The organism is Streptomyces sp. NPDC049887, assembly GCF_040656535.1.
GTDB lineage: Bacteria > Actinomycetota > Actinomycetes > Streptomycetales > Streptomycetaceae > Streptomyces.
The window spans coordinates 73,439-99,254 of sequence record NZ_JBFAMM010000003.1 but is presented as its reverse complement, the minus strand read 5'-3'; the positions used below and the strand labels follow the sequence as shown (position 1 = coordinate 99,254).

The following is a 25,816-nucleotide window of genomic DNA, read 5'->3' as shown; positions in this document are numbered from 1 at the left end:
CGGGGGACGGCGAAGTGAGGGGTGGGCGTGTGCGTGTGCTGGGGGTGGACCCGGGGCTGACCCGGTGCGGCATCGGTGTCGTCGAGGGCGTCGCCGGGCGTCCGCTGACGATGCTCGGCGTCGGCGTCGTCCGTACCGACGCGGGCGCGGAGATCGGCGACCGGCTCGTCGCCGTCGAACGCGGGATCGAGGAGTGGCTGGACACGCACCGGCCCGAACTGGTCGCGGTCGAGCGGGTTTTCAGCCAGCACAACGTACGCACGGTCATGGGCACGGCCCAGGCCAGCGCTGTCGCCATGCTGTGCGCGGCCCGTCGCGGACTGCCCGTCGCCCTGCACACCCCGAGCGAGGTCAAGGCGGCCGTCACCGGCAGTGGCCGCGCCGACAAGGCGCAGGTGGGAGCGATGGTGACCCGGCTGCTGCGGCTGGACGCGCCGCCGAAGCCGGCCGACGCCGCCGATGCCCTCGCCCTCGCCATCTGCCACATCTGGCGGGCGCCCGCGCAGAACCGCCTGCAGCGGGCGGTCGCCGCCCATCACGCGACGAAAGGCCGTACCGCATGATCGCCTTTGTGAGCGGCCCGGTCGCCGCCCTCGCCCCGACCACCGCCGTGATCGAGGTCGGCGGCGTCGGCATGGCCGTCCAGTGCACGCCCGACACCCTTTCCGGCCTGAGAGTGGGTCAGGAGGCCCGGCTCGCCACGTCGTTGGTGGTCCGCGAGGACTCCCTGACGTTGTACGGCTTCGCCGACGACGACGAGCGGCAGGTATTCGAGCTGCTCCAGACCGCCAGCGGCGTCGGACCCCGGCTGGCGCAGGCGATGCTCGCGGTGCACAGCCCGGACGCGCTGCGGCGAGCGGTGACCACGGGTGACGAGAAGGCGCTCACGGCCGTCCCCGGTATCGGGAAGAAGGGCGCCCAGAAGCTGCTGCTCGAGCTCAAGGACCGCCTGGGCGAGCCGATCGGGGCCCCGGGCCGTGCCGTGGGTGCCCCGGTCACCCAGTCCTGGCGCGACCAGTTGCACGCCGCGCTGATCGGACTCGGCTACGCCACCCGCGAGGCCGACGAGGCGGTCACCGCCGTGACCCCGCAGGCGGAGGCGGCGGCGGGCGAGCCCCAGATCGGGCTGCTCCTCAAGTCCGCCCTGCAGACGCTGAACCGCACCCGCTGACCCCGAACCGCACCCGCCCACCCACGCGAGGCAATCCACTGTGAACTGGGACGACACCGCACCGCCGACCGACGACGCCGCCGACGGCAGGCTCGTGGGGGCCTCCGCCGACGGCGAGGACCAGGCCGTGGAGGCCGCACTGCGGCCGAAGTCGCTGGACGAGTTCGTCGGCCAGGAGCGCGTCCGCGAACAGCTCGACCTCGTACTGAAGGCGGCGCTCGCGCGTGGAGCCACCGCCGACCACGTCCTGCTCTCCGGAGCCCCCGGGCTCGGCAAGACCACGCTCTCCATGATCATCGCGGCCGAGATGGGCGCCCCGATCAGGATCACCAGCGGCCCGGCGATCCAGCACGCGGGAGACCTCGCCGCCATCCTCTCCTCCCTCCAGGAGGGCGAGGTGCTCTTCCTCGACGAGATCCACCGGATGTCCCGGCCCGCCGAGGAGATGCTCTACATGGCCATGGAGGACTTCCGCGTCGACGTGATCGTCGGCAAGGGCCCCGGCGCCACCGCCATCCCGCTGGAACTTCCTCCGTTCACCCTGGTCGGCGCCACCACCCGGGCCGGGCTGCTGCCCCCGCCGCTGCGCGACCGCTTCGGCTTCACCGCACACATGGAGTTCTACGAGCCCGCAGAGCTCGAGCGCGTCGTCCACCGCTCCGCACAGCTCCTGGACGTGGCGGTCGACAGGGACGGAGCGGCGGAGATCGCCGGACGCTCCCGCGGCACCCCGCGCATCGCCAACCGGCTGCTGCGCCGCGTCCGCGACTACGCCCAGGTCAAGGAGGACGGCCGGGTCACCCGTGAGATCGCGGCGGCCGCCCTCGCGGTGTACGAGGTGGACGCCCGCGGCCTCGACCGGCTCGACCGCGCGGTGCTCCAGGCGCTCCTCAAGCTGTTCGGCGGCGGCCCGGTCGGGCTGTCGACCCTGGCCGTGGCCGTGGGGGAGGAGCGGGAGACCGTCGAGGAGGTCGCGGAGCCCTTCCTAGTCCGGGAGGGCCTGCTGGCCCGCACCCCGCGGGGCCGCGTGGCGACGCCGGCGGCATGGGCGCACCTCGGCCTGGTGCCGCCCCGGCAGGGCTCCGGCGCAAGCGGACAACCAGGTCTGTTCGGGACGTGACGGCGCGGAGGGTCGCCCGGGCGGGAACCGGGGTGCGATGCTGGGCGTTGTTCCATCGATGCGGACTCGCTTAGACTCCGCCGATGCCGCCCGTGAAGGTCGGCGTACCCACCCCCGTAGACCAGGCCGCTCCTTACCGCGGTCGTGCGAAGGAATTCCGTCCCGTGGATATCGTGACCCTCCTCCCGTTCATCGTGCTCATCGGGGCCATGTTCCTGATGACCCGCTCCGCCAAGAAGAAGCAGCAGGCGGCGGTGAACATGCGGAACCAGATGCAGCCCGGCACCGGCGTCCGGACCATCGGCGGCCTTTACGCCACGGTCAAGGAGGTCAACGACGACACGGTCCTCCTCGAGGCCGCGCCCGGTGTGCACCTCGTCTTCGCCAAGAACGCCATCGGGGCCGTTCTGGAGGACGCCGAGTACAACCGGATCGTGCACGGCGACGGGGACGACGACCTCAAGGGCGACACGCCGATCGTGCCGGACGACGCCTCCTCGCTGACCGACGCGGGTGCTGCCGACGCCGCCCAGGATGCCAAGATCGACCTCGGCAAGAAGGACGAGGCGGACGACGCCGAGTCGGCGCCGGAGGCCAAGGACACCAAGGGCGCCAAGGGCGACGACAAGAGCGGCGGCGACACCGACGCGAAGTAGCCGCGACCGGGGACCGCGGCGCGCCCACCGGCGCGCGCGGTCCCCGGCGCGTGCCCACTTCCTCCGCGGGGGCAGGTCCCCACAACACATCGTGGCCGACCCGTCGCATACCCGGCGCGGGACGGTTGGACAGGGAGAAACGACAAGGTGGCAGCACCGAAGAAGGGCCGAAAGGCGCCGGGGGGTCAGGGGAAGCCGGGGCGCACCCTCGCGCTGATGCTGATCGTCATGGCCGGTCTCGTCGGCGGGATGTTCTGGTCCGGGGATACCACGCCGCGACTCGGTATCGACCTCGCGGGCGGTACGACGATCACTCTCAAGGCCGAGGCTGAGCCCGGCAAGGAGAGCGCGGTCAACGAGACCAACATGAACACGGCGGTCGGCATCATCGAGCGTCGTGTCAACGGTCTGGGTGTCTCCGAGGCCGAGGTCCAGACCCAGGGCAAAGAGAACATCATCGTCAACATCCCCAAGGGGACGGACTCGGAGCAGGCCCAGAAGCAGGTGGGCACGACGGCCCAGCTGTACTTCCGTCCCGTGCTCAACGTGGTGCCCGCCGGCCCGGCGAATCCCGAGCCCTCCGGCAGCCCGAGCGCCTCGCCCTCCGGCAAGCCCGGTGACAAGGCCACCGACGGCAAGGACAAGGCCACCGCGCCGAGCAGCAGCCCGACCACGCAGGGCCGTGCCGTCACCGACGCGCTGAAGGCGCCCTCGCCCTCGCCGAGCGGCGCGGCCTCGGACCAGCCGAAGGCCCCCGAGAGCCCCAACCCGGTGCCCACGCCGAGCGGTGCCGCCGCCGATCCCGCGCTGGAGAAGCAGTTCGCCGCCCTGAACTGCCTCGACCCGAAGGCCCGCTCCAACGCCGGCAAGGACGCCAAGCCCGAGCAGGCCACCGTCGCCTGCGGCAGGAACAGCGTCGGAGGCTGGGAGAAGTACCTGCTCGGCCCGGCCGAGGTCGACGGCAAGGACGTCGACGACGCCAAGGGCGTGCTGGACCCGCAGCGCGGCATCTGGATCGTGCAGATGGACTTCACGAACGCCGGCTCCAAGAAGTTCGCGAAGATCACCGGCAAGCTCTCGCAGCAGCCGTCGCCGATGAACCAGTTCGCGATCGTGCTCGACGGCGAGGTCGTCTCCGCTCCGCAGGTCAACCAGACCCTCAGCGCCAGCGCCGAGATCTCCGGCAGCTTCGACCAGCAGTCGGCCCAGGACCTGGGCAACATCCTGTCCTACGGCGCCCTGCCGCTGAGCTTCGAGCAGCAGAGCGTGACCACGGTCACCGCCGCGCTCGGCGGCGAGCAGCTCAAGGCGGGTCTCATCGCGGGCGCCATCGGCCTCGCGCTCGTCGTGATCTACCTGGTGGTCTACTACCGGGGTCTGTCGCTCGTCGCCCTGCTCAGCCTGCTGGCCTCGGCGATCCTGACCTACGCCCTGATGTCGCTGCTCGGCCCGGCCATCGGCTTCGCGCTGAACCTGCCGGCCGTCTGCGGTGCCATCGTCGCCATCGGTATCACCGCCGACTCCTTCATCGTGTACTTCGAGCGCATCCGGGACGAGATCCGCGAGGGCCGCACGCTGCGCCCCGCCGTCGAGCGCGCCTGGCCGCGCGCCCGGCGCACGATCCTCGTCTCCGACTTCGTGTCCTTCCTCGCCGCCGCGGTGCTCTTCGTCGTGACCGTCGGCAAGGTCCAGGGATTCGCGTTCACGCTCGGCCTGACCACCCTGCTCGACGTGGTCGTGGTGTTCTTCTTCACCAAGCCGCTGATGACGATCCTCGCCCGCACCAAGTTCTTCGCGAGCGGACACCCCTGGTCCGGTCTGGACCCGAAGCGCCTCGGCGCCAAGCCGCCGCTGCGCCGCTCGCGCCGTGTCTCCGCCCCCGTCGACCCGAAGGAGGCGTGAGATGTCGCGTCTCGGCACCCTTGGCGCCAGGCTCTACCGCGGTGAGGTCGGCTACGACTTCGTCGGCAAGCGGAAGATCTGGTACGGAATCTCGATCCTGATCACCATCACGGCCATCGTCGGCCTGGCGGTGCGGGGTCTGAACATGGGCATCGAGTTCAAGGGCGGTGCCGTCTTCACCACTCCGCAGACGAGCGTCTCCGTCACGCAGGCCCAGGAGTTCGCACAGGAGGCGTCGGGTCACCCGGCGATCGTCCAGAAGCTCGGCAACGGCACCCTTCGCATCCAGGTCAGCGAGCTGGACACCGAAGAGGCCAACCAGGTCGGCAAGGAGCTGTCCGAGGACCTGAAGATCCCGGCGGGCCAGATCAACGCCGAGCTGGTCGGTCCGAGCTGGGGCGAGCAGATCGCCAACAAGGCGTGGACCGGCCTCGGCGTGTTCATGATTCTCGTGGTGATCTACCTGGCCATCGCCTTCGAGTGGCGCATGGCACTCGCCGCCCTCGTGGCGCTGATCCACGACATCACGATCACGGTGGGCATCTACGCGCTCGTCGGGTTCGAGGTCACGCCGGGCACGGTGATCGGTCTGCTGACGATCCTCGGTTACTCGCTGTACGACACGGTGGTGGTCTTCGACAGCCTCAAGGAAGGCACGAAGGACATCACCAAGCAGACCCGCTGGACGTACGGCGAGATCGCCAACCGGTCGATCAACAGCACCCTGGTCCGTTCCATCAACACCACGGTCGTGGCGCTGCTGCCGGTCGCCGGCCTGCTGTTCATCGGCGGCGGCTTCCTCGGCGCGGGCATGCTGAACGACATCTCCCTGTCGCTCTTCGTCGGTCTCGCCGCCGGTGCCTACTCGTCGATCTTCATCGCCACTCCGCTGGTCGCCGACCTGAAGGAGCGCGAGCCCGCGATGAAGGCCCTGAAGAAGCGGGTCCTCGCCAAGCGCGCGGCGGCCGCCGCCAAGGGCGAGTCCGGCGAGGACGGCGACGCGGAGCCCCACGGCGAGTCCCGGGACGTCCTGCCCGGCGAGGCGGCGACAGCCGGAGCGGTCGTCGGGCAGCGCGGCCGCGGCCGGGGCCGTCCCTCGGGAAGGCGCCGATGACCGCGGACATGCGGGAGCTGCTGCTCAGCCGTATCCGGGACGTCTCCGACTACCCGCAGCCGGGCGTGATGTTCAAGGACATCACCCCGTTGCTCGCGGACCCGGCGGCCTTCACCGCGCTCACCGACGCCCTCGCCGGTGTGTGCGCCCGGCACGGCGCGACGAAGGTCGTCGGTTTGGAGGCCCGGGGATTCATCCTCGCCGCCCCGGTCGCGGTCCGTGCGGGCCTCGGCTTCATCCCCGTGCGCAAGGCGGGCAAGCTCCCCGGGGCGACGCTGTCGCAGGCGTACGAGCTGGAGTACGGCACGGCCGAGATCGAGATCCATGCCGAGGACCTCGGTGGCGACGACCGGGTCATGGTGATCGACGACGTCCTCGCCACCGGCGGCACCGCCGAGGCCTCGCTGGAGCTGATCCGCCGGGCCGGCGCCGAGGTCGCGGGCGTCGCGATCCTCATGGAGCTGGGCTTCCTCGGCGGGCGTGCCCGTCTGGAGCCCGCGCTGCAGGGTGCTCCGCTGGAGGCGCTGCTCACCGTCTGACCTGCTCAGCACCTCCGTGACGGCAGGGGAACGGGCACTCGGGAACACCGGGTGCCCGTTCCGCGTTGTGGACAGTCCCCGTCCCGGGGCGAGGTGAACGCCCGGGGTCGATACCATGGCCTTTCCGGGCCTGACCGGGGGACCCGGACCCGCACGAGGAGCGCTCTTGCCAGACGAGGCCCGTCCCGCCACCGCGCAGCCCGACCAGCAGGCCGACAAGGCTGTCGCGGCCCCTGCCACGCCCGAGAAGAAGCACGCGGAACGGACCGCGGCCGCTCAGGGGAGTGCGAACGGCCCGGCCTCCGTTCCCGTGACCGCCCCGAAGCCGGCGCCGCCCGCCCCGGCTCCCGCGCGCTCCGGTGGCTCCTCCAACCGGGTCCGCGCCCGTCTGGCCCGTCTGGGCGTCCAGCGCTCCAGCCCGTACAACCCGGTACTCGAGCCGCTGCTGCGTATCGTCCGCAGCAACGACCCGAAGATCGAGACCGCCACACTGCGCCAGATCGAACGCGCCTACCAGGTCGCCGAGCGCTGGCACCGGGGCCAGAAGCGCAAGAGCGGTGACCCGTACATCACGCATCCGCTGGCCGTCACCACGATCCTCGCCGAGCTCGGCATGGATCCCGCCACGCTGATGGCGGGGCTGCTGCACGACACGGTCGAGGACACCGAGTACGGGTTGGACACCCTGCGTCGGGACTTCGGCGACCAGGTGGCCCTGCTCGTCGACGGCGTCACCAAGCTGGACAAGGTCAAGTTCGGCGAGGCCGCCCAGGCGGAGACGGTCCGCAAGATGGTCGTCGCCATGGCCAAGGACCCGCGCGTCCTGGTCATCAAGCTCGCGGACCGCCTGCACAACATGCGCACGATGCGCTACCTCAAGCGGGAGAAGCAGGAGAAGAAGGCCCGCGAGACCCTGGAGATCTACGCCCCGCTGGCCCACCGGCTGGGCATGAACACCATCAAGTGGGAGCTCGAGGACCTCGCGTTCGCGATCCTCTATCCGAAGATGTACGACGAGATCGTCCGCCTTGTCGCCGAGCGCGCCCCCAAGCGCGACGAGTACCTGGCGATAGTGACGGACGAGGTGCAGTCCGATCTGCGGGCCGCCCGTATCAAGGCCACCGTCACCGGCAGGCCGAAGCACTACTACAGCGTCTACCAGAAGATGATCGTCCGCGGCCGGGACTTCGCGGAGATCTACGACCTGGTCGGCATCCGCGTCCTCGTCGACACCGTCCGCGACTGCTACGCCGCGCTCGGCACGGTCCACGCCCGCTGGAACCCCGTTCCGGGGCGGTTCAAGGACTACATCGCGATGCCGAAGTTCAACATGTACCAGTCGCTGCACACGACGGTCATCGGTCCCAGCGGCAAGCCGGTCGAACTCCAGATCCGTACGTTCGACATGCACCGCAGGGCCGAGTACGGCATCGCCGCGCACTGGAAGTACAAGCAGGAGGCCGTCGCCGGCGCGTCCAAGATCCGTACTGACGTCCCCAAGGGCTCGGGCAAGGACAAGGACGCCATCAACGACATGGCGTGGCTCCGGCAGTTGCTGGACTGGCAGAAGGAGACCGAGGACCCGGGCGAGTTCCTGGAGTCGCTGCGCTTCGACCTCTCCCGCAACGAGGTCTTCGTGTTCACGCCGAAGGGCGACGTCATAGCGCTCCCCGCCGGCGCCACGCCCGTCGACTTCGCGTACGCCGTGCACACCGAGGTCGGCCACCGCACGATAGGAGCACGCGTCAACGGCCGGCTGGTCCCCCTCGAGTCGACGCTGGACAACGGCGATCTGGTCGAGGTCTTCACGTCCAAGGCGACCGGCGCGGGCCCCTCGCGCGACTGGCTGGGCTTCGTCAAGTCGCCCCGGGCCAGGAACAAGATCCGCGCCTGGTTCTCCAAGGAGCGCCGGGACGAGGCGATCGAGCAGGGCAAGGACGCCATCGTGCGGGCGATGCGCAAGCAGAACCTGCCGATCCAGCGCATCCTCACCGGGGACTCGCTGGTCACGCTCGCGCACGAGATGCGCTACCCCGACATCTCGTCGCTGTACGCGGCGATCGGCGAGGGGCATGTCGCCGCACAGGGCGTCGTCCAGAAGCTCGTACAGGCACTCGGCGGCGAGGAGGCGGCCAGCGAGGACATCGCCGAGTCGACGCCGCCGTCCCGCAGCCGCGGCCGCAAGCGCCGAGCCAACGCCGATCCGGGTGTGGTCGTCAAGGGCGTCGACGACGTCTGGGTCAAGCTCGCCCGCTGCTGTACGCCCGTCCCCGGAGACCCGATCATCGGGTTCGTCACCCGCGGCAGCGGCGTCTCCGTGCACCGGGCGGACTGCGTCAACGTGGACTCGCTGTCGCAACAACCCGAACGCATGCTCGACGTCGAGTGGGCGCCGACGCAGTCCTCGGTCTTCCTGGTCGCCATCCAGGTCGAGGCGCTGGACCGGTCCCGGCTGCTGTCGGACGTCACCCGCGTGCTGTCCGACCAGCATGTCAACATCCTGTCCGCGGCCGTCCAGACCTCCCGCGACCGTGTCGCCACCTCGCGTTTCACCTTCGAGATGGGCGACCCCAAGCACCTGGGCCACGTCCTGAAGGCGGTCCGCGGGGTCGAGGGCGTCTACGACGTCTACCGCGTGACGTCGGCGCGGCGCCCGTAGCGCCCGCCGGCGGGCGCTACGGGCGCCGGTGAGGCCGGCCGGGGGGCGTCCCGGGCTCACCGGCACACATGCCCGCGTCCGGTGCCGAAGCAGCCCACGGGTACGGGACGGGCCCGGCAGCAGCTGCTGCCGGGCCCGTCCCGTACCCGTGTATCCGCGGTGTCAGCCGCCGAACTCCTCCAGGCCCTTCAGCGCCTGGTCGAGCAGTGCCTGACGTCCCTCGAGCTCACGCGAGAGCTTGTCGGCCTTCGCGTTGTTGCCGGCCGCACGAGCCGCGTCGATCTGCGTGCGCAGCTTGTCGACCGCGGCCTGCAGCTGACCCGTCAGGCCCTCGGCACGCGCCCGCGCCTCGGGGTTGGTGCGGCGCCACTCGGCCTCCTCGGCCTCCTGGATCGCCCGCTCCACCGCGTGCATCCGGCCCTCGACCTTCGGGCGGGCGTCACGCGGGACGTGACCGATGGCCTCCCAGCGCTCGTTGATGGAGCGGAAGGCGGCTCGCGCGGCCTTCAGATCCGTCACCGGCACCAGCTTCTCCGCCTCGACCGCCAGCTCTTCCTTGAGCTTCAGGTTCTCGGACTGCTCGGCGTCCCGCTCCGCGAACACCCCGCTGCGGGCGGCGAAGAAGATGTCCTGGGCCCCGCGGAAACGGTTCCAGAGGTCTTCCTCGTGCTCGCGCTGCGCTCGGCCCGCGGCCTTCCACTCCGCCATCAGCTCGCGGTAGCGCGCGGCCGTGGGACCCCAGTCGGTCGATCCGGACAGCGCCTCGGCCTCGGCGACCAGCCGCTCCTTCGTCTGCCGGGCCACCTCGCGCTGGGCGTCCAGCGCGGCGAAGTGGGCCTTGCGGCGCTTGGAGAACGCCGAGCGTGCGTGGGAGAAGCGGTGCCACAGCTCGTCGTCGGACTTCCGGTCGAGCCTGGGCAGGCCCTTCCAGGTGTCCACGAGAGCCCGCAGCCGCTCGCCGGCCGCCCGCCACTGCTCGCTCTGCGCCAGCTCCTCGGCCTCGGCGACCAGGGCCTCCTTGGCGTGCCGGGCCTCGTCGGTCTGCTTCGCCTTCTGGGCCTTGCGCTCCTCGCGCCGGGACTCGACCGTCGTCACGAGCGCGTCCAGCCGCTTGCCGAGCGCCTCGAGGTCGCCGACCGCGTGGTGCTCGTCGATCTGCCCGCGAATGTGGTCGATCGCGGTCATCGCGTCCTTCGCCGACAGATCGGTGGTCTTCACCCGCTTCTCGAGGAGGCCGATCTCGACAACCAAGCCCTCGTACTTGCGCTCGAAGTAGGCCAGCGCCTCCTCGGGAGAGCCGGCCTGCCACGATCCGACGACCTTCTCGCCGTCGGAAGTCCGCACGTACACGGTGCCCGTCTCGTCGACGCGGCCCCACGGGTCGCTGCTCACAGCGCCTCCTCCACATGATGCCCCGAGGGGCTCGGCCCCCGGGCATCGTCCACAGTTTCCTGGACGGGCATCGCCCGCCCTCCCGCAACGCGGACCCGGTCCGCGCTGCACAACGCCAATCTAGGCGACCGGCCGCCCGGCTGTCCGCACTCGGCGCCGCCGAATTCGCCGGGTCACCCCTTGCTGACCGCCGCCTTCTTCACCGTGACGGCCTTCGCGGGGGCACCGTCCGAGGTCCCGCCGACGGCGCCCGCCGCCCCGACCGCCTTGACCACGGACAGCCCTGCCTCGTCGATGCTGCCGAAGGGCGTGTAGGAAGGCGGCAGTTCGCTGTCCTTGTAGACCAGGAAGAACTGGCTTCCGCCGCTGTTCGGCTGACCCGTGTTCGCCATGGCCACCGTGCCCGCGGGATACGTGACCTTGCCGTCCGCCGCCGGCTTGCCGAGCGCCGTCAGGTTCTCGTCCGGGATCGTGTAGCCCGGGCCGCCGGTGCCGTCGCCCTTCGGGTCTCCGCACTGCAGCACGAAGATGCCCTCCGTGGTCAGCCGGTGGCACGTGGTGCCGTCGAAGAAGCCCTTGTCCGCGAGGTGCTTGAACGAGTTCACGGTGCGCGGCGTCTTGGCGGCGTCCATCGTGAACGCCACGGCGCCCTGGCTGGTGTCCAGCGACATCCGGTACGTGCCCTTGGCGTCGATGGCCATCTTCGGCTCGGGCGCGGTGCTCTCGCTCTCGGTGGGCGTCGGTGTCGGGGCGGCCTGCTGCGAGGCGTCGTCCCCCGCGTCGCCGTCCGCCAGACCCACCGAGAGGTACGCGGCGCCGCCCGCCGCCAGGGCGACGGCGAGACCGGCCGCGATGACCGCGTTGCGGCGCTTGGCCTTCCTGCGGGCCTCCTCGCGGCGCCGCTGCTGCCGCTCGAACTTCTCCCTGGCGAGCTGGCGCCGCCGCTGATCGCTGCTGACCACCGGGTCTTCTCCTTGGTGATGGTGTGATCCGTGGGGCACGGGTGTGCCCGTACCGTATACGGGTTGGCTGTGAAATGAGCAGCGCCGGTAGGCTCTGACCTGTTGCAATCCGTGACGCCATATCCCCGTCGGACGACACACCGAGGACGATCGTGCTTATTGCCGGGTTCCCCGCAGGGGCCTGGGGGACCAACTGCTACCTGGTCGCCCCGGCCGCAGGCGAGGAGTGCGTGATCATCGACCCGGGCCACCAGGCCGCCGCGGGAGTCGAGGAGACGCTCAGGAAGCATCGGCTCAAGCCCGTCGCCGTGGTGCTCACCCACGGCCACATCGACCACGTCGCCTCGGTCGTCCCGGTGTGCGGAGCCCATGACGTACCGGCGTGGATCCACCCCGCCGACCGGTACATGATGAGCGACCCGGAGAAGGCCCTCGGCCGCTCCATCGGGATGCCGCTCATGGGCGAGCTGACCGTGGGGGAGCCGGACGACGTCCACGAGCTCCACGACGGCGCCGCGCTGAAGCTGGCGGGTCTGGAGATGACCGTGCGGCATGCGCCCGGCCATACCAAGGGGTCGGTGACGTTCGGTCTGCCCGAGGCGGAAGACATTCCGCCGGTCTTCTTCTCGGGCGACCTGCTCTTCGCCGGCTCCGTCGGACGCACCGACCTGCCCGGCGGTGACATGGCCGAGATGCTCGACTCGCTGGCCCGCGTGTGCCTGCCGCTCGACGACTCGACCGTGGTGCTGTCCGGCCACGGCCCCCAGACGACCATCGGCCGCGAGCGAGCCGCCAACCCGTATCTGCGGGAGGTGGCCGCCGGCCAGGGAGACGGCGGCACCGCCGCTCCCCGACGAGGAATGTGACGAGACCTTCCGTGACGACCTTCCAGGCCCCCAAGGGCACGTACGACCTCATCCCGCCGGACTCCGCGAAGTACCTGGCGGTGCGCGAGGCGATCGCCGCGCCGCTCCGCAACTCCGGCTACGGCTACATCGAGACGCCCGGCTTCGAGAACGTGGAGCTGTTCGCGCGCGGCGTCGGCGAGTCCACCGACATCGTGACGAAGGAGATGTACGCCTTCGAGACCAAGGGGGGCGACAGGCTGGCCCTGCGGCCCGAGGGCACCGCGTCCGTGCTGCGCGCGGCGCTGGAGGCCAACCTCCACAAGTCCGGCAACCTGCCGGTGAAGCTCTGGTACTCGGGCTCGTACTACCGCTACGAGCGGCCCCAGAAGGGCCGGTACAGGCACTTCTCCCAGGTCGGCGCCGAGGCCATCGGTGCCGAGGACCCGGCGCTCGACGCCGAGCTGATCGTCCTCGCCGACCAGGCGTACCGCTCGCTGGGCCTGAGCGACTTCCGGATCCTGCTGAACTCGCTCGGCGACAAGGAGTGCCGCCCCGTCTACCGGGACGCGCTCCAGGGCTTCCTGCGCGGGCTCGACCTGGACGAGGACACCCGCCGCCGCGTCGACATCAACCCGCTGCGGGTGCTGGACGACAAACGCGACTCGGTCCGGAAGCAGCTCGTGGGCGCGCCGCTGCTGCGCGACTACCTGTGCGACGCGTGCAAGGGCTACCACGAGGAGGTGCGCGAGCTGCTGACGGCGGCCGGCGTGGCCTTCGAGGACGACGAGAAGCTGGTGCGCGGGCTGGACTACTACACGCGCACGACGTTCGAGTTCGTCCACGACGGACTCGGCTCGCAGTCCGCGGTGGGCGGCGGAGGGCGCTACGACGGGCTGTCCGAGATGATCGGCGGACCGGCGCTGCCGTCGGTCGGCTGGGCGCTCGGCGTGGACCGCACGGTCCTGGCGCTGGAGGCCGAGGGCATCGAGCTCGAACTGCCCGCGTCCACCAGCGTGTTCGCGGTCCCGCTCGGCGAGGAGGCGCGCCGTGCGCTCTTCGGCGTCGTCACCGGGCTGCGCAGGGCAGGGGTCGCCGCCGACTTCTCGTACGGCGGCAAGGGCCTCAAGGGGGCCATGAAGAACGCCAACCGCAGCGGCGCCCGGTACGCCGTCGTCGCCGGTGAGCGGGATCTCGCGGACGGTGTGGTGCAGCTCAAGGACATGGAGTCCGGCGAGCAGGCGCCGGTCGCCCTCGACTCGGTGGTGGAGGAGATCCGGTCGAGGCTGGGCTGACCGGGACCTGGTTCCGAAGGCCCGGCCCGCTGGGGCCGGGCCTTCGCGGCCCTGTTCCCGGGGCGGGACGGAGCCGGATCTTATGTCCACCGAACGGTGGACGGCGGCGTGAGTGCGGCAGAATGACCGTGCCAGAGCAGTGACCGAGCGATGGAAACGGCGATATGACGACTGCAGCGGTTGACGGCGTGTCCTCCGGCCGGGAAGCGGAGCGGGATCGCGGCGCCGTCGGCGGCAGCCGTGCGTTCGCATGGCTGCTGGTGATCACCGGAGCGGCCGGGCTGCTGGCCGCGTGGATCATCACGATCGACAAGTTCAAGATCCTCGAAGCCAAGATCGCCGGGACGACCTTCACCCCCGGCTGCAGCCTGAACCCGATCGTCTCCTGCGGCAGCGTGATGGAGAGCGAGCAGGCCGCGGCGTTCGGGTTCCCCAACCCGATGCTCGGCCTGGCCGGCTACGCCGTCGTGATCGGCGTCGGCATGAGCCTCCTCGCCGGTGCCCGCTTCCGCCGCTGGTACTGGTTGACGTTCAACGCGGGCACGCTCTTCGGCGTCGCGTTCTGCACCTGGCTCCAGTACCAGTCGCTGTACAGCATCAACGCCCTGTGCCTCTGGTGCTGCCTGGCCTGGGTCGCCACGATCTTCATGTTCTGGTACGTCACCTCGCACAACATCCGCAACGGACTTCTGCCGGCCCCGGCCTGGGCGAAGAACTTCCTGGCCGAGTTCACCTGGGTCCTGCCGGTGCTGCACACCGGCGTCATCGGCATGCTGATCCTGACGCGCTGGTGGGACTTCTGGCTCGGCTGAGCCGCACGGCCCCTGAACCACGGACGGCCGGTGGCCTGCGCGGGGTCCGCACGGAGGCCACCCCGACCGGGGTTGTCAGTGCCCTCACTTAGGCTTCCTCACGTGGAGCCCGATCTTTTCACCGCCGCCGCCGAGGAACGCCAGGAGAAGGACCCGTCGGCGAGCCCGCTGGCCGTCCGCATGCGTCCCCGCACTCTCGACGAGGTCGTCGGCCAGCAGCATCTGCTCAAGCCGGGGTCCCCGCTGCGCCGACTCGTCGGCGAGGGCTCCGGCGGGCCGGCGGGAGCCTCCTCGGTGATCCTCTGGGGGCCACCCGGCACGGGCAAGACGACCTTGGCGTATGTCGTCTCCAAGGCGACCAACAAGCGCTTCGTCGAGCTCTCCGCGATCACCGCCGGCGTCAAGGAGGTCCGGGCCGTCATCGACGGGGCCCGCCGCGCCGCGGGCGGATTCGGGAAGGAGACCGTCCTCTTCCTCGACGAGATCCACCGCTTCAGCAAGGCCCAGCAGGACTCCCTGCTCCCCGCCGTCGAGAACCGCTGGGTGACGCTGATCGCCGCCACGACAGAGAACCCGTACTTCTCGGTGATCTCCCCGCTGCTGTCCCGTTCCCTGCTGCTCACGCTGGAGCCGCTCACCGACGACGACGTGCGCGGACTGCTGCGCCGGGCCCTGACCGAGGCGCGCGGTCTCGACGGTGCCGTGACCCTGCCCGACGACTCCGAGGAGCATCTGCTGCGGATCGCCGGGGGAGACGCGAGACGTGCCCTGACCGCGCTGGAGGCCGCGGCGGGTGCCGCGCTCGCCAAGGGCGAGGCGGAGATCTTCCTCCAGACCGTGGAGGAGACGGTCGACCGGGCGGCGGTGAAGTACGACCGGGACGGCGACCAGCACTACGACGTGGCGAGCGCGCTCATCAAGTCCATCCGGGGCTCGGACGTGGACGCCGCGCTGCACTACCTGGCGCGGATGATCGAGGCCGGGGAGGATCCGCGTTTCATCGCCCGGCGGCTGATGATCTCGGCCAGTGAGGACATCGGGCTCGCCGACCCGACGGCGCTGCCGACCGCCGTCGCGGCCGCGCAGGCCGTGGCCATGATCGGTTTCCCGGAGGCGGCGCTCACCCTGAGCCACGCCACCATCGCGCTGGCCCTGGCGCCGAAGTCCAACGCCGCCACGACGGCGATAGGCGCAGCCCTGGCGGACGTGCGCGACGGACTGGCGGGACCCGTCCCGCGCCATCTGCGCGACGGGCACTACAAGGGCGCGGCGAAGCTCGGCCACGCCCAGGGCTATGTGTATCCGCACGACGTCCCGGGCGCGATCGCCCCGCAGCAGTACGCGCCGGACTCCGTCCACGGCAGGCGCTACTACGAGCCGACGCGGTACGGAGCGGAGGCGCGCTACGCGGACGTGGTCGAGAAGGTCCGCGAGCGGTTGCGGGGCGCGACCTCGCCGGGTGACTGACCCCGCAGCCCGGTTCGGCGTCCGGTCACCCCGTGGCCGCGGCGAAGAGGGTGTGCATCGCCCGCCGAAGCTCCCTGGTGTCCTTCACGGGCTCGGGGAAGTCGAAGCGCGCGTCGAACGCACGGCCGTCCGCGGTGGTGCAGCGCAGCCGCAGCCCGAAGCGGTCGAGCGCCAGCGGCACCACGTCGCGCACCGCGGCATCCTGCTTCCCCGTGCGCCCGCCGAGGAGGCACGCCAGCCCATGCACCTGGTCGCCGTGTGCCGAGTGCAGATGCTGCAGCAGTTCCGCCTCGTGCCGTGCGACGGGGTCGGGCTCGGCCGCCCCGAGGTCCACGGGCTCGGCGCTGCCCGCGCCCCACAGGTCGTCCACCGAGATCTCACCGGTCTCCAGCCGGACGAGCATCCAGGCGGGACGGTCCGCCTGCGTGTACGCGGGGGAGTGCTCGGGGTGCCGCTCGGCGAGCAGCCGCTCGTACCGCGCACGCTCGTCGTTGCGCACGGCGGTGAGCCAGCCGGCCAGCCGGGCCCGGCCCCGAATCCGTTGCCGCACCGCGACGGGTGCGACATCGGTGATCTCCATCACGCAGGACAGGTCGTCGTCCTGGGCGTAGGCGGCCGCCCGGGCCGTGGGAGAATCCCACGGCACAAGGAGAACGACGTCCCCCTCGGGCGTGACGGTGCGTGCGGCGGGTTCCCAGTAGCCGGGACCGTGGTCGCGAGCACCCGGCAGCGTGAGGGATACTGAGGCGTTGTTCTCAACGAGGGTTCGTACGCGCTCGGCTTCGGTGGGCTGCCGGGCGCCTTCCCTGGGACGCGGCTGACCTTGTTCATCGTCGTCGCAAGCGGACATCGATTCTGTCGAGTCGTCCGAACTGCGATGCGCACTGGGCAGGGGGATCCCATGCGGTCGAGACATTACGTCCTCCTCGAATAAGGTAAGGCTCACCTAACTTACATGGAGGTAGGTTCCCCGTGAACCAGTCGCGACCCAAGGTCAAGAAGTCGCGTGCTCTCGGCATCGCCCTGACGCCGAAGGCCGTCAAGTACTTCGAGGCTCGCCCCTACCCGCCGGGTGAGCACGGCCGCGGCCGCAAGCAGAACTCGGACTACAAGGTCCGTCTGCTCGAGAAGCAGCGCCTTCGCGCGCAGTACGACGTCTCCGAGCGTCAGCTGGTCCGCGCCTACGAGCGCGCCAGCAAGGTGCAGGGCAAGACCGGTGAGGCCCTGATCATCGAGCTCGAGCGCCGTCTCGACGCCCTGGTGCTCCGTTCCGGCATCGCCCGGACGATCTACCAGGCCCGTCAGATGGTCGTCCACGGCCACATCGAGGTCAACGGCCACAAGGTCGACAAGCCCTCGTTCCGTGTCCGCCCGGACGACGTCATCACGGTCCGCGAGCGCTCGCGCGACAAGCACCCGTTCCAGGTCGCCCGTGAGGGTGGCTACGCGCCCGACGGCGAGACCCCGCGTTACCTGCAGGTCAACCTCAAGGCGCTCGCCTTCCGCCTGGACCGGGAGCCGAACCGCAAGGAGATCCCGGTGATCTGCGACGAGCAGCTCGTCGTCGAGTACTACGCCCGCTGATCCAGCGGCGCAGTACCACCGGCCTTCGCGCCACGGCCCGCCGCCTCCCCCGCCCTCACCGGCGGGGGGAGCGGCGGGCTCTCGCGTTCCGCGCCCCCGGACGCCGGGGACCACGGAGCGTGTGCGGAGAGCGGCCGCCCGTGGAATCCCCGCAACTCCCGTTCCGCGGTCACTGATCCGTTACGGGGTCCGACCCCGGGCGCGATAGGGTCGGACGAAGACTTTCGAAGTGACCCTCGACGAGCAGAGAGCGGTGCAGCGTGACCGGTGGAGAGGTTGCCGGGATCCTGGTGGCCGTCTTCTGGGCGATCCTGGTCTCCTTCCTCGCCGTGGTCCTGGTGAGGCTGGCCCAGACGCTCAGGGCGACCACCAGGCTGATGGCGGAGGTGACCGAGCAGGCGGTGCCGCTGCTGGCCGACGCCTCGGCCACCGTCCGCTCCGCGCAGACCCAGCTCGACCGGGTCGACGCCATCGCCTCCGACGTCCAGGAGGTCACCTCGAACGCGTCGGCGCTCTCCACCACCGTCGCCTCGACGTTCGGCGGCCCGCTCGTGAAGGTCGCCGCGTTCGGCTACGGAGTGCGCCGAGCGATGAGCCGCAACAAGGACGGCGCGCCGCCCGCGCAGACCCGGCGCACGGTCGTCGTCGGCCGCACCGTACCGGCCGCGAGGCGCCGGAAGCAGAAGGACTGAGACCCGATGTTCCGTCGTGCGTTCTGGTTCACCGCCGGCGCCGCAGCCGGCGTGTGGGCCACCACCAAGGTCAACCGCAAGCTCAGGCAGCTGACCCCCGAGAGCCTCGCCGCCCAGGCGGCGAACAAGGCGATCGAGACCGGGCACCGGCTCAAGGACTTCGCACTCGACGTCCGGGCCGGGATGGCCCAGCGCGAGGCCGAGCTCGACGAGGCGCTGGGGATCGAGCGCCCCGTCGACCTGGGACTGCCCGCGCAGCGCCGCCGGGCCGCCCTGGAAAACCACAAGCACCACAGGAAGCACTACGAGATGCTTGACGAGAAGCGCTCGTACAACCGGAATGAGGACCACTGATGGAGTCGGCTGAAATCCGCCGCCGCTGGCTGAGCTTCTTCGAGGAGCGCGGGCACACCGTCGTGCCTTCGGCGTCGCTCATCGCGGACGACCCGACTCTGCTGCTGGTCAACGCGGGCATGGTCCCCTTCAAGCCGTACTTCCTGGGCGAGACCAAGCCGCCCGCCCCGCGCGCCACCAGCGTGCAGAAGTGCGTGCGCACCCCCGACATCGAAGAGGTCGGAAAGACCACCCGGCACGGCACGTTCTTCCAGATGTGCGGCAACTTCTCCTTCGGCGACTACTTCAAGGAAGGGGCCATCAAGTACGCCTGGGAGCTGCTGACCTCACCGCAGGACAAGGGCGGTTACGGCCTGGAGCCCGAGAAGCTCTGGATCACTGTCTACCTCGACGACGACGAGGCCGAGCGCATCTGGCGCGAGGTCGTCGGCGTCCCCGCCGAGCGCATCCAGCGCCTGGGCAAGAAGGACAACTTCTGGTCCATGGGCGTCCCCGGACCGTGCGGGCCCTGCTCGGAGATCAACTACGACCGCGGCCCCGAGTTCGGCCCCGAGGGCGGCCCGGCCGTCAACGACGAGCGCTACGTGGAGATCTGGAACCTGGTCTTCATGCAGTACGAGCGCGGCGAGGGCTCCGGCAAGGAGGACTTCGAGATCGTCGGCGACCTGCCGAGCAAGAACATCGACACCGGTCTCGGCCTCGAACGTCTTGCCATGATCCTGCAGGGCGTGCGGAACATGTACGAGACGGACACCCTGCGTGTCGTCATCGACAAGGCCACGGAGCTCACCGGCGTCCGCTACGGCGACAGCCACGAGTCGGACGTCTCGCTCCGCGTGGTCGCCGACCACATCCGCACATCCGTGATGCTCATCGGCGACGGCGTCACCCCCGGCAACGAGGGCCGTGGCTACGTCCTGCGCCGCATCATGCGCCGCGCCATCCGCAACATGCGGCTCCTCGGTGCCACCCGCCCCGTCGTCTCGGCGCTGGTCGATGTGGTGATCAAGACCATGGGGCAGCAGTACCCGGAGCTGGAGACCGACCGCAAGCGGGTCGAGACCGTCGCACTCGCCGAGGAGGCCCGCTTCCTCAAGACTCTCAACGCCGGCACGAACGTGCTGGACGGCGCCGTCACCGAGGCCCGCAGCGCCGGCTCGACCGTCCTCTCCGGCGACAAGGCCTTCCTGCTCCACGACACCTGGGGCTTCCCGATCGACCTCACCCTCGAGATGGCCGCCGAACAGGGCCTGTCCGTGGACGAGGAGGGCTTCCGCCGCCTGATGAAGGAGCAGCGGGAGCGCGCCAAGGCCGACGCCAAGGCCAAGAAGACCGGCCATGCCGATCTGTCCTCCTACCGCGAGGTGGCCGACACCTCCGGCTCGACCGAGTTCACCGGCTACACGCACACGGAGGGCGAGTCGACCGTCGTCGGCCTGCTCGTCGACGGCGTGCCCTCGCCGGCCGCCTCGGAGGGCGACGAGGTCGAGGTCGTCCTCGACCGCACCCCGTTCTACGCCGAGGGCGGCGGTCAGCTCGCCGACCAGGGCCGCATCAAGCTCGACACTGGTGCCGTCATCGAGGTCCGCGACGTGCAGCAGCCCGTCCCGGGCGTCTCCGTGCACAAGGGCTCGGTGCAGGTCGGCGAGGTGACCGTGGGCGCCTCCGCCCACGCCGCCATCGACGTCCGGCGCCGGCGCGCCATCGCCCGCGCCCACAGCGCCACCCACCTCACCCACCAGGCGCTGCGCGACGCCCTCGGCCCGACGGCCGCCCAGGCCGGCTCCGAGAACTCGCCGGGCCGCTTCCGCTTCGACTTCGGTTCGCCGGCCGCCGTCCCCGGCACCGTGCTGACCGACGTCGAGCAGCGGATCAACGAGGTCCTGGCCCGTGAGCTCGACGTCCAGGCCGAGGTCATGAGCATCGACGAGGCCAGGAAGCAGGGCGCCATCGCCGAGTTCGGCGAGAAGTACGGCGAGCGGGTCCGCGTCGTCACCATCGGCGACTTCTCCAAGGAGCTGTGCGGTGGCACGCATGTGCACAACACCTCGCAGCTGGGCCTGGTGAAGCTGCTCGGCGAGTCGTCGATCGGTTCCGGAGTGCGCCGCATCGAGGCCCTCGTCGGGGTCGACGCCTACCACTTCCTCGCCAAGGAGCACACGGTCGTCGCCCAGCTCCAGGAGCTGGTCAAGGGCCGTCCGGAGGAGCTTCCGGAGAAGATCGCCGGCATGCTCGGCAAGCTGAAGGACGCCGAGAAGGAGATCGAGAAGTTCCGCGCCGAGAAGGTCCTCCAGGCCGCCGCCGGTCTCGCCGAGAACGCCAAGGACGTCCGAGGCACGGCGCTGGTCACCGGCCAGGTCCCGGACGGTACGTCCGCCGACGACCTGCGCAAGCTGGTCCTGGACGTCCGCGGCCGGCTGCAGCAACTGCCGGGGTCGGGCGACCGTCCCGCCGTCGTGGCGCTGTTCAGCACCGCCAACGGACGTCCGCTGACCGTCATCGCCACCAACGAGGCAGCCCGTGAGCGCGGGCTCAAGGCGGGCGAGCTCGTCCGTGCCGCCGCCAAGACCCTCGGCGGCGGCGGAGGCGGCAAGCCGGACGTCGCCCAGGGCGGCGGCCAGAATCCGGAGGCCGTCGGCGACGCCATCGACGCCGTCGAGCGCCTGGTCGCCGAGAGGGCCTGATGCGCAGGGGACGCCGTCTCTCGATCGATGTCGGGGACGCCCGGATCGGGGTCGCCTCGTGCGACCCCGACGGGGTCCTCGCCACCCCGGTGGAGACCGTGCCGGGACGGGACGTCCCGGCCGCCCACCGGCGGCTGGGACAGCTGGTCGAGGAGTACGAGCCGATCGAGGTGGTCGTGGGGCTGCCGCGTTCGCTGAGCGGTGGCGAGGGCCCGGCGGCGGCCAAGGTCCGGACCTTCGCGCAGGAGCTCGCCCGCGGTGTCCAACCGGTGCCGGTGCGACTGGTCGACGAGAGGATGACCACAGTGACGGCCGGTCAGGGCCTTCGCGCTTCGGGTGTGAAGTCCAAAAAGGGCCGGTCTGTGATCGACCAGGCCGCGGCAGTTGTCATCCTTCAGAACGCTTTGGAGGCCGAACGGACCTCGGGGCGTCCCCCGGGCGAGGGCGTCGAAGTGGTCATCTGATCGCGATACGGTAACGTTCCGCGCGATGCGGCGGTGTTCGAACAACCGCCGCACAACGTAGAGGCGGAGCGTTCGGCGCTCGTCTCGCGGCTCTAGGGGATCGATGACTGAATATGGCCGGAGCCCCGGCTCCGAACCGTGGCACCCCGAGGATCCCTTGTACGGGGACCAGGGGTGGAGAGGGGAGCAGGGCGGCGCCGGCCCCGCGTCCTACGGCGGCCGGCCGCAGCAGCAGTACCCGCAGCAGCCGCAGGACCAGGCCCGGCACGCGGACGCCCGCTACCAGACGGGTCATGAGCAGCAGTACGGGCAACAGCAGTACGCACAGCAGCAGTTCGGGCAGCAGCAGTACGACACGGGACAGTACGACACCGGGCAGTACGACGCGGGTCAGTACGCCCCGCAGCAGTACGGCACGGGTCAGTACGACACCGGGCAGTACGGCCACCAGGACCACGCCGCCGCCCAGCAGTACGACGGCACCTGGGACACCGGGCAGCAGACCGGGATGCCGTACGACCCGAACGCGGGAGCCGCCCCCTACGGCGCCGGCGCGGACCACTACGCCACCCCCGATGCCTACCCGCCCCCGCAACCTCCCGGCCACCGCACCGCCCCGCCGCCCCAGGGGCAGCAGCAGCCTGCGGAAGACGACTGGGCGCCGGACCGGCAGGACGAGGACCATCCCTTCTTCACGGGGGACGACCGTCGCGGCGGCGACGATGACGACGAGCCGGGCGCGGCGTCCGGCAGCGGTGGCGGCCGCGGCCCGGCCAAGAAAAAGAAGAAGGGCCGCAACGGCTTCGCCTGCCTCTTCGTGGCCCTGGTCCTGGTCGGCGGCGCCGGCGGCGCAAGCTACGTCGGATACCAGTTCTGGCAGGGCCAGTTCGGTGAGGCACCCGACTTCGACGGCCCGGGCAGCGGAAGCGTGCAGGTCGAGATCGCCCTGGGTGCCAGCGGCACGGACATCGGCAACGCGCTCAAGAAGGCCGGCGTCGTGAAGAGCGTCGACGCCTTCGTCTCCGCGCAGAACGACAATCCTCGCGGCACCAGGATCCAGGACGGCATCTACACCCTGAAGAAGGGGATGTCGGCCGAGGAGGCCGTCAAGGCGATGCTCGACCCGAACAACCGCAACGCCCTCAGCATCGCCGAGGGGGCGCGGAACGCCGCGATCTACGAGCTGATCGACAAACGACTCGAACTCGATCCCGGCACCACGAGGTCCGTCGCCCTGAAGGAGGCGAAGAACCTCGGACTTCCCGTGTGGGCCCAGAACCACGAGAACGTCAAGGACCCGCTGGAAGGATTCCTCTACCCGGCCACGTATCCGGTCGCGCCGGGCTCCAAACCGGAGACGATCCTCAAGGCCATGGTCGCCCGGGCCAACCAGGAGTACGGGAAGATCGACCTCGAGGCCAAGGCGAAGCAGTTCAAGCTGAAGAACGCCTGGGAACTGATCACCGTGGCCAGCCTGGTGCAGGCCGAGGGCAAGAACGAGGACGACTACAGGAAGATGGCCGAGGTCGTCTACAACCGTCTGAAGCCCACCAACACCGAGACCAACCAACTGCTCCAGTTCGACTCGGCCTTCAATTACCTCAAGGGCCAGAGCGAGATCGACATCAGCGAGCGGGAGATCAACAGCAACCAGGACCCGTACAACACCTACACCCAGAAGGGGCTGCCGCCCGGGCCCATCGGCAACCCCGACCTGACGGCGCTCAACGCCTCGATCGCGCCGACCTCGGACGGCTGGCTGTACTTCGTGGCGACCGACGGCAAGCACAAGACCGAGTACGCCAGGACCCACGCGGACTTCGAGAAGCTCAAGGCCAAGTTCAATGACCAGCGCGACACGAACTGACAGGCGCAGGGCCGCGGTCCTGGGCTCCCCCATCGCCCACTCCCTCTCGCCGGTGCTCCACCGCGCCGCCTACGCGGCGCTCGGTCTGACCGGCTGGTCGTACGACCGCTTCGAGGTGACCGAGGGGGACCTGGCGGGCTTCCTGCAGGGGCTGGACACGAGCTGGGCCGGACTGTCGCTGACCATGCCGCTGAAGCGGGCCGTCATCCCGCTGCTCGACGGGATCAGCGACAGCGCCGCCGCCGTCGAGGCCGTCAACACGGTCGTCCTCACCGAGGACGGCCGGCGCACCGGCGACAACACCGATATTCCCGGCATGGTCGCCGCCCTGCGCGAGCGCGGCGTCGAGAAGGTCGACCACGCGGCCGTCCTGGGAGCCGGCGCGACCGCCTCCTCGGCGCTCGCCGCGCTCGGCCGGATCTGCACGGGGCCGGTCACCGCCTATGTGCGCAGCAGGGCCCGGGCCGACGAGATGCGCGGTTGGGGCGAGCGGCTCGGCGTCGAGGTGCACACCGCCGACTGGGCGGAGGCGGCACACGCCTTCGACGCTCCGCTGGTCGTCGCCACCACCCCCGCCGGGGCGACGGACACCCTGGTCCCGTACGTCCCGGAACGTCCCGGCACCCTCTTCGACGTGCTCTACGACCCGTGGCCGACACCGCTCGCGGCGGCGTGGACCGAGCGGGACGGCTCCGTCGTCAGCGGCCTCGACCTGCTGGTGCACCAGGCCGTCCTCCAGGTCGAGCGGATGACCGGGTGCTCGCCGGCACCGCTGGCCGCGATGCGGGCGGCCGGCGAGGAGGCCCTCGCCGGGCGCTGACCAAAGGGACGCTCCACGGCCCCGGATCGGCCGGGTCCCGTTCCGTCCGGCCGTCCGACTGTTGGACCACTGGCCTGGTGCGCGGGCCGGACGTGGGAGGATCGGTGTAGGCGGGCCCGGGCCGCGCCGCTCCCGGCCACCACAGGGCGGGGGTGTCTCCAGCCGCTGGAGGAGTGCCCCGAGGCCGCGCTGTCGCAGTTCCAGGCGCGAGCATGAGGAGCACCGTTGAGCAGGTTGCGTTGGCTGACGGCGGGGGAGTCGCACGGACCCGCACTGGTGGCGACGCTGGAGGGTCTTCCCGCCGGTGTCCCGGTCACCACGGAGATGGTGGCGGACCACCTGGCACGGCGGCGCCTGGGCTATGGACGCGGTGCCCGGATGAAGTTCGAGCGGGACGAGGTCACCTTCCTCGGCGGCGTGCGCCACGGGCTCACCCTCGGCTCCCCGGTCGCGGTCATGGTGGGCAACACCGAGTGGCCCAAGTGGGAGAAGGTCATGGCGGCCGACCCGGTCGACCCGGCCGAGCTCGCCGAACTGGCCCGCAACGCCCCGCTGACCCGGCCCCGGCCCGGCCACGCCGACCTCGCCGGGATGCAGAAGTACGGCTTCGACGAGGCCCGGCCGATCCTGGAGCGGGCGAGTGCCCGGGAGACCGCCGCTCGTGTCGCCCTCGGCGCCGTCGCCCGCTCCTACCTCCGGGAGACCGCGGGTATCGAGATCGTCTCCCATGTGACCGAGCTGGCCTCCGCCAGGGCCCCACAGGGGGTCTACCCCACCCCCGGCGACGTGGAGAGGCTCGACGCCGACCCCGTGCGCTGCCTGGACGCCGACGCGTCGAAGGCGATGGTCGCGGAGATCGACCAGGCACACAAGGACGGCGACACCCTGGGCGGGGTGGTCGAGGTACTGGCCTACGGCGTTCCCGTCGGGCTGGGTTCGCACGTCCACTGGGACCGGCGGCTCGACGCCCGCCTCGCGGCCGCGCTGATGGGCATCCAGGCCATCAAGGGCGTCGAGGTGGGCGACGGTTTCGAGCTCGCCCGGGTGCCCGGTTCCCGGGCCCATGACGAGATCGTCTCCACGGAGGACGGCATCCGTCGTGCCTCCGGCCGCTCGGGTGGGACCGAGGGCGGTCTGAGCACGGGCGAGCTGCTGCGGGTCCGGGCGGCGATGAAGCCGATCGCGACCGTGCCGCGCGCGCTCGGGACCGTCGACGTCAGCACCGGTGAGACCACCGTGGCGCACCACCAGCGTTCCGATGTGTGTGCGGTGCCTGCGGCGGGCATCGTCGCCGAGGCGATGGTGGCACTGGTGCTCGCGGATGCCGTCGCGGAGAAGTTCGGCGGGGACAGCGTCGGCGAGACCCGCCGCAATGTGCGCTCGTACCTCGAGAACCTGGCCATCCGGTGAGCGACGG

At 70.8% G+C, this 25,816-nt stretch carries 23 protein-coding genes; 20 read left to right on the top strand and 3 right to left on the bottom strand.

Going from position 1 to position 25,816, the window contains the following annotated elements; translation table 11 throughout:
• Positions 1 to 29 precede the first annotated feature (29 nt).
• The 8 genes from ruvC to AB0J10_RS04560 all read left to right on the top strand — a co-directional run bounded on the left by ruvC (position 30) and on the right by AB0J10_RS04560 (position 9,161).
• Positions 30 to 563, top strand: coding sequence for a crossover junction endodeoxyribonuclease RuvC (gene ruvC, locus AB0J10_RS04595; protein WP_363057772.1), 534 nt, complete (start codon positions 30 to 32; stop codon positions 561 to 563).
• Positions 560 to 1,171 carry a Holliday junction branch migration protein RuvA gene (gene ruvA / locus AB0J10_RS04590; RefSeq protein ID WP_363057770.1) on the top strand — a complete coding sequence of 204 codons (612 nt, stop codon included), beginning with the start codon at positions 560 to 562 and terminating at the stop codon, positions 1,169 to 1,171. Before ruvC ends, ruvA begins: the two co-directional genes overlap by 4 nt.
• Before the next feature lie 40 nt (positions 1,172 to 1,211).
• Positions 1,212 to 2,291, top strand: a complete 1,080-nt coding sequence (gene ruvB / locus AB0J10_RS04585) for a Holliday junction branch migration DNA helicase RuvB (protein ID WP_363057768.1) — start codon at positions 1,212 to 1,214, stop codon at positions 2,289 to 2,291.
• Positions 2,292 to 2,455: 164 nt separating this feature from the next.
• Positions 2,456 to 2,947, top strand: coding sequence for a preprotein translocase subunit YajC (yajC, locus tag AB0J10_RS04580; protein ID WP_363057766.1), 492 nt, complete (start codon positions 2,456 to 2,458; stop codon positions 2,945 to 2,947).
• Positions 2,948 to 3,094: 147 nt separating this feature from the next.
• Entirely contained in the window at positions 3,095 to 4,849 is a 1,755-nt protein-coding gene (secD, locus tag AB0J10_RS04575; RefSeq protein WP_363057764.1) for a protein translocase subunit SecD, read from the top strand.
• Position 4,850: 1 nt separating this feature from the next.
• Positions 4,851 to 5,963 (top strand): protein translocase subunit SecF, encoded by a 1,113-nt coding sequence (gene secF / locus AB0J10_RS04570; RefSeq protein ID WP_363057762.1) that lies wholly within the window; start codon positions 4,851 to 4,853, stop codon positions 5,961 to 5,963.
• On the top strand, positions 5,960 to 6,502 hold the full coding sequence (locus AB0J10_RS04565; RefSeq protein ID WP_363057760.1) for an adenine phosphoribosyltransferase: 543 nt from the start codon (positions 5,960 to 5,962) through the stop codon (positions 6,500 to 6,502). The genes secF and AB0J10_RS04565 overlap by 4 nt, the downstream gene beginning before the upstream one ends.
• A 166-nt stretch (positions 6,503 to 6,668) precedes the next feature.
• Entirely contained in the window at positions 6,669 to 9,161 is a 2,493-nt protein-coding gene (locus tag AB0J10_RS04560; protein WP_363057758.1) for a bifunctional (p)ppGpp synthetase/guanosine-3',5'-bis(diphosphate) 3'-pyrophosphohydrolase, read from the top strand.
• A 162-nt stretch (positions 9,162 to 9,323) separates the two neighbouring features.
• Here the strand turns inward: AB0J10_RS04560 and AB0J10_RS04555 are convergent, their stop codons facing one another.
• On the bottom strand, positions 9,324 to 10,553 hold the full coding sequence (locus AB0J10_RS04555; protein WP_363057756.1) for a DUF349 domain-containing protein: 1,230 nt from the start codon (positions 10,551 to 10,553) through the stop codon (positions 9,324 to 9,326).
• 173 nt (positions 10,554 to 10,726) lie between these two features.
• Positions 10,727 to 11,515, bottom strand: coding sequence for a peptidylprolyl isomerase (locus AB0J10_RS04550; protein ID WP_363057754.1), 789 nt, complete (start codon positions 11,513 to 11,515; stop codon positions 10,727 to 10,729).
• A 152-nt stretch (positions 11,516 to 11,667) separates the two neighbouring features.
• Between AB0J10_RS04550 and AB0J10_RS04545 the strand changes: the two genes are divergently transcribed.
• The 4 genes from AB0J10_RS04545 (at position 11,668) to AB0J10_RS04530 (ending at position 15,934) form a co-directional block, all read left to right on the top strand.
• Positions 11,668 to 12,381, top strand: coding sequence for an MBL fold metallo-hydrolase (locus AB0J10_RS04545; RefSeq protein ID WP_363057752.1), 714 nt, complete (start codon positions 11,668 to 11,670; stop codon positions 12,379 to 12,381).
• An 11-nt stretch (positions 12,382 to 12,392) separates the two neighbouring features.
• On the top strand, positions 12,393 to 13,655 hold the full coding sequence (hisS, locus tag AB0J10_RS04540; protein WP_363057750.1) for a histidine--tRNA ligase: 1,263 nt from the start codon (positions 12,393 to 12,395) through the stop codon (positions 13,653 to 13,655).
• A gap of 164 nt (positions 13,656 to 13,819) precedes the next feature.
• Positions 13,820 to 14,467: a vitamin K epoxide reductase family protein gene (locus tag AB0J10_RS04535; protein ID WP_363057748.1), complete on the top strand. Its 648-nt coding sequence runs from the start codon at positions 13,820 to 13,822 to the stop codon at positions 14,465 to 14,467.
• A gap of 102 nt (positions 14,468 to 14,569) precedes the next feature.
• Positions 14,570 to 15,934 (top strand): replication-associated recombination protein A, encoded by a 1,365-nt coding sequence (locus tag AB0J10_RS04530; protein WP_363057746.1) that lies wholly within the window; start codon positions 14,570 to 14,572, stop codon positions 15,932 to 15,934.
• A 25-nt stretch (positions 15,935 to 15,959) separates the two neighbouring features.
• Here the strand turns inward: AB0J10_RS04530 and AB0J10_RS04525 are convergent, their stop codons facing one another.
• Positions 15,960 to 16,784 (bottom strand): DUF2470 domain-containing protein, encoded by an 825-nt coding sequence (locus AB0J10_RS04525; RefSeq protein WP_363057744.1) that lies wholly within the window; start codon positions 16,782 to 16,784, stop codon positions 15,960 to 15,962.
• A 122-nt stretch (positions 16,785 to 16,906) separates the two neighbouring features.
• On the opposite strand from AB0J10_RS04525, the gene rpsD reads away from it, so the two are divergent.
• From rpsD to aroC, 8 genes are all read left to right on the top strand, one after another.
• Positions 16,907 to 17,518, top strand: a complete 612-nt coding sequence (gene rpsD, locus AB0J10_RS04520; RefSeq protein WP_363057742.1) for a 30S ribosomal protein S4 — start codon at positions 16,907 to 16,909, stop codon at positions 17,516 to 17,518.
• A 260-nt stretch (positions 17,519 to 17,778) separates the two neighbouring features.
• A complete protein-coding gene (locus tag AB0J10_RS04515; protein WP_363057740.1) occupies positions 17,779 to 18,210 on the top strand; it encodes a DUF948 domain-containing protein in 432 nt (143 codons plus the stop codon).
• Between the two features lie 6 nt (positions 18,211 to 18,216).
• Positions 18,217 to 18,564 (top strand): DUF6167 family protein, encoded by a 348-nt coding sequence (locus AB0J10_RS04510; RefSeq protein ID WP_363057738.1) that lies wholly within the window; start codon positions 18,217 to 18,219, stop codon positions 18,562 to 18,564.
• Positions 18,564 to 21,248: an alanine--tRNA ligase gene (gene alaS, locus AB0J10_RS04505; protein WP_363057736.1), complete on the top strand. Its 2,685-nt coding sequence runs from the start codon at positions 18,564 to 18,566 to the stop codon at positions 21,246 to 21,248. The genes AB0J10_RS04510 and alaS overlap by 1 nt, the downstream gene beginning before the upstream one ends.
• The gene (gene ruvX, locus AB0J10_RS04500; RefSeq protein ID WP_363057734.1) at positions 21,248 to 21,712 is read left to right on the top strand and encodes a Holliday junction resolvase RuvX; all 465 of its coding nucleotides are present in this window, start codon (positions 21,248 to 21,250) and stop codon (positions 21,710 to 21,712) included. Before alaS ends, ruvX begins: the two co-directional genes overlap by 1 nt.
• Positions 21,713 to 21,815: 103 nt before the next feature.
• Positions 21,816 to 23,579 (top strand): endolytic transglycosylase MltG, encoded by a 1,764-nt coding sequence (mltG, locus tag AB0J10_RS04495; protein ID WP_363057732.1) that lies wholly within the window; start codon positions 21,816 to 21,818, stop codon positions 23,577 to 23,579.
• Positions 23,557 to 24,399 carry a shikimate dehydrogenase gene (locus AB0J10_RS04490; protein WP_363057730.1) on the top strand — a complete coding sequence of 281 codons (843 nt, stop codon included), beginning with the start codon at positions 23,557 to 23,559 and terminating at the stop codon, positions 24,397 to 24,399. Before mltG ends, AB0J10_RS04490 begins: the two co-directional genes overlap by 23 nt.
• Positions 24,400 to 24,624: 225 nt before the next feature.
• Positions 24,625 to 25,809 (top strand): chorismate synthase, encoded by a 1,185-nt coding sequence (gene aroC, locus AB0J10_RS04485; protein ID WP_363057728.1) that lies wholly within the window; start codon positions 24,625 to 24,627, stop codon positions 25,807 to 25,809.
• The last annotated feature ends 7 nt before the right edge of the window (positions 25,810 to 25,816 follow it).

What these genes read in the sequence shown, in the direction of transcription:
- ruvA (WP_363057770.1), top strand. Translation starts at nt 560, where the DNA reads ATGATCGCCTTTGTGAGCGGCCCGGTCGCCGCCCTCGCCCCGACCACC.
- secF (WP_363057762.1), top strand. Translation starts at nt 4,851, where the DNA reads ATGTCGCGTCTCGGCACCCTTGGCGCCAGGCTCTACCGCGGTGAGGTC.
- AB0J10_RS04565 (WP_363057760.1), top strand. Translation starts at nt 5,960, where the DNA reads ATGACCGCGGACATGCGGGAGCTGCTGCTCAGCCGTATCCGGGACGTC.
- AB0J10_RS04535 (WP_363057748.1), top strand. Translation starts at nt 13,820, where the DNA reads ATGACGACTGCAGCGGTTGACGGCGTGTCCTCCGGCCGGGAAGCGGAG.
- AB0J10_RS04525 (WP_363057744.1), bottom strand. Translation starts at nt 16,784, where the DNA reads ATGTCCGCTTGCGACGACGATGAACAAGGTCAGCCGCGTCCCAGGGAA.
- AB0J10_RS04510 (WP_363057738.1), top strand. Translation starts at nt 18,217, where the DNA reads ATGTTCCGTCGTGCGTTCTGGTTCACCGCCGGCGCCGCAGCCGGCGTG.
- alaS (WP_363057736.1), top strand. Translation starts at nt 18,564, where the DNA reads ATGGAGTCGGCTGAAATCCGCCGCCGCTGGCTGAGCTTCTTCGAGGAG.
- ruvX (WP_363057734.1), top strand. Translation starts at nt 21,248, where the DNA reads ATGCGCAGGGGACGCCGTCTCTCGATCGATGTCGGGGACGCCCGGATC.
- mltG (WP_363057732.1), top strand. Translation starts at nt 21,816, where the DNA reads ATGACTGAATATGGCCGGAGCCCCGGCTCCGAACCGTGGCACCCCGAG.
- AB0J10_RS04490 (WP_363057730.1), top strand. Translation starts at nt 23,557, where the DNA reads ATGACCAGCGCGACACGAACTGACAGGCGCAGGGCCGCGGTCCTGGGC.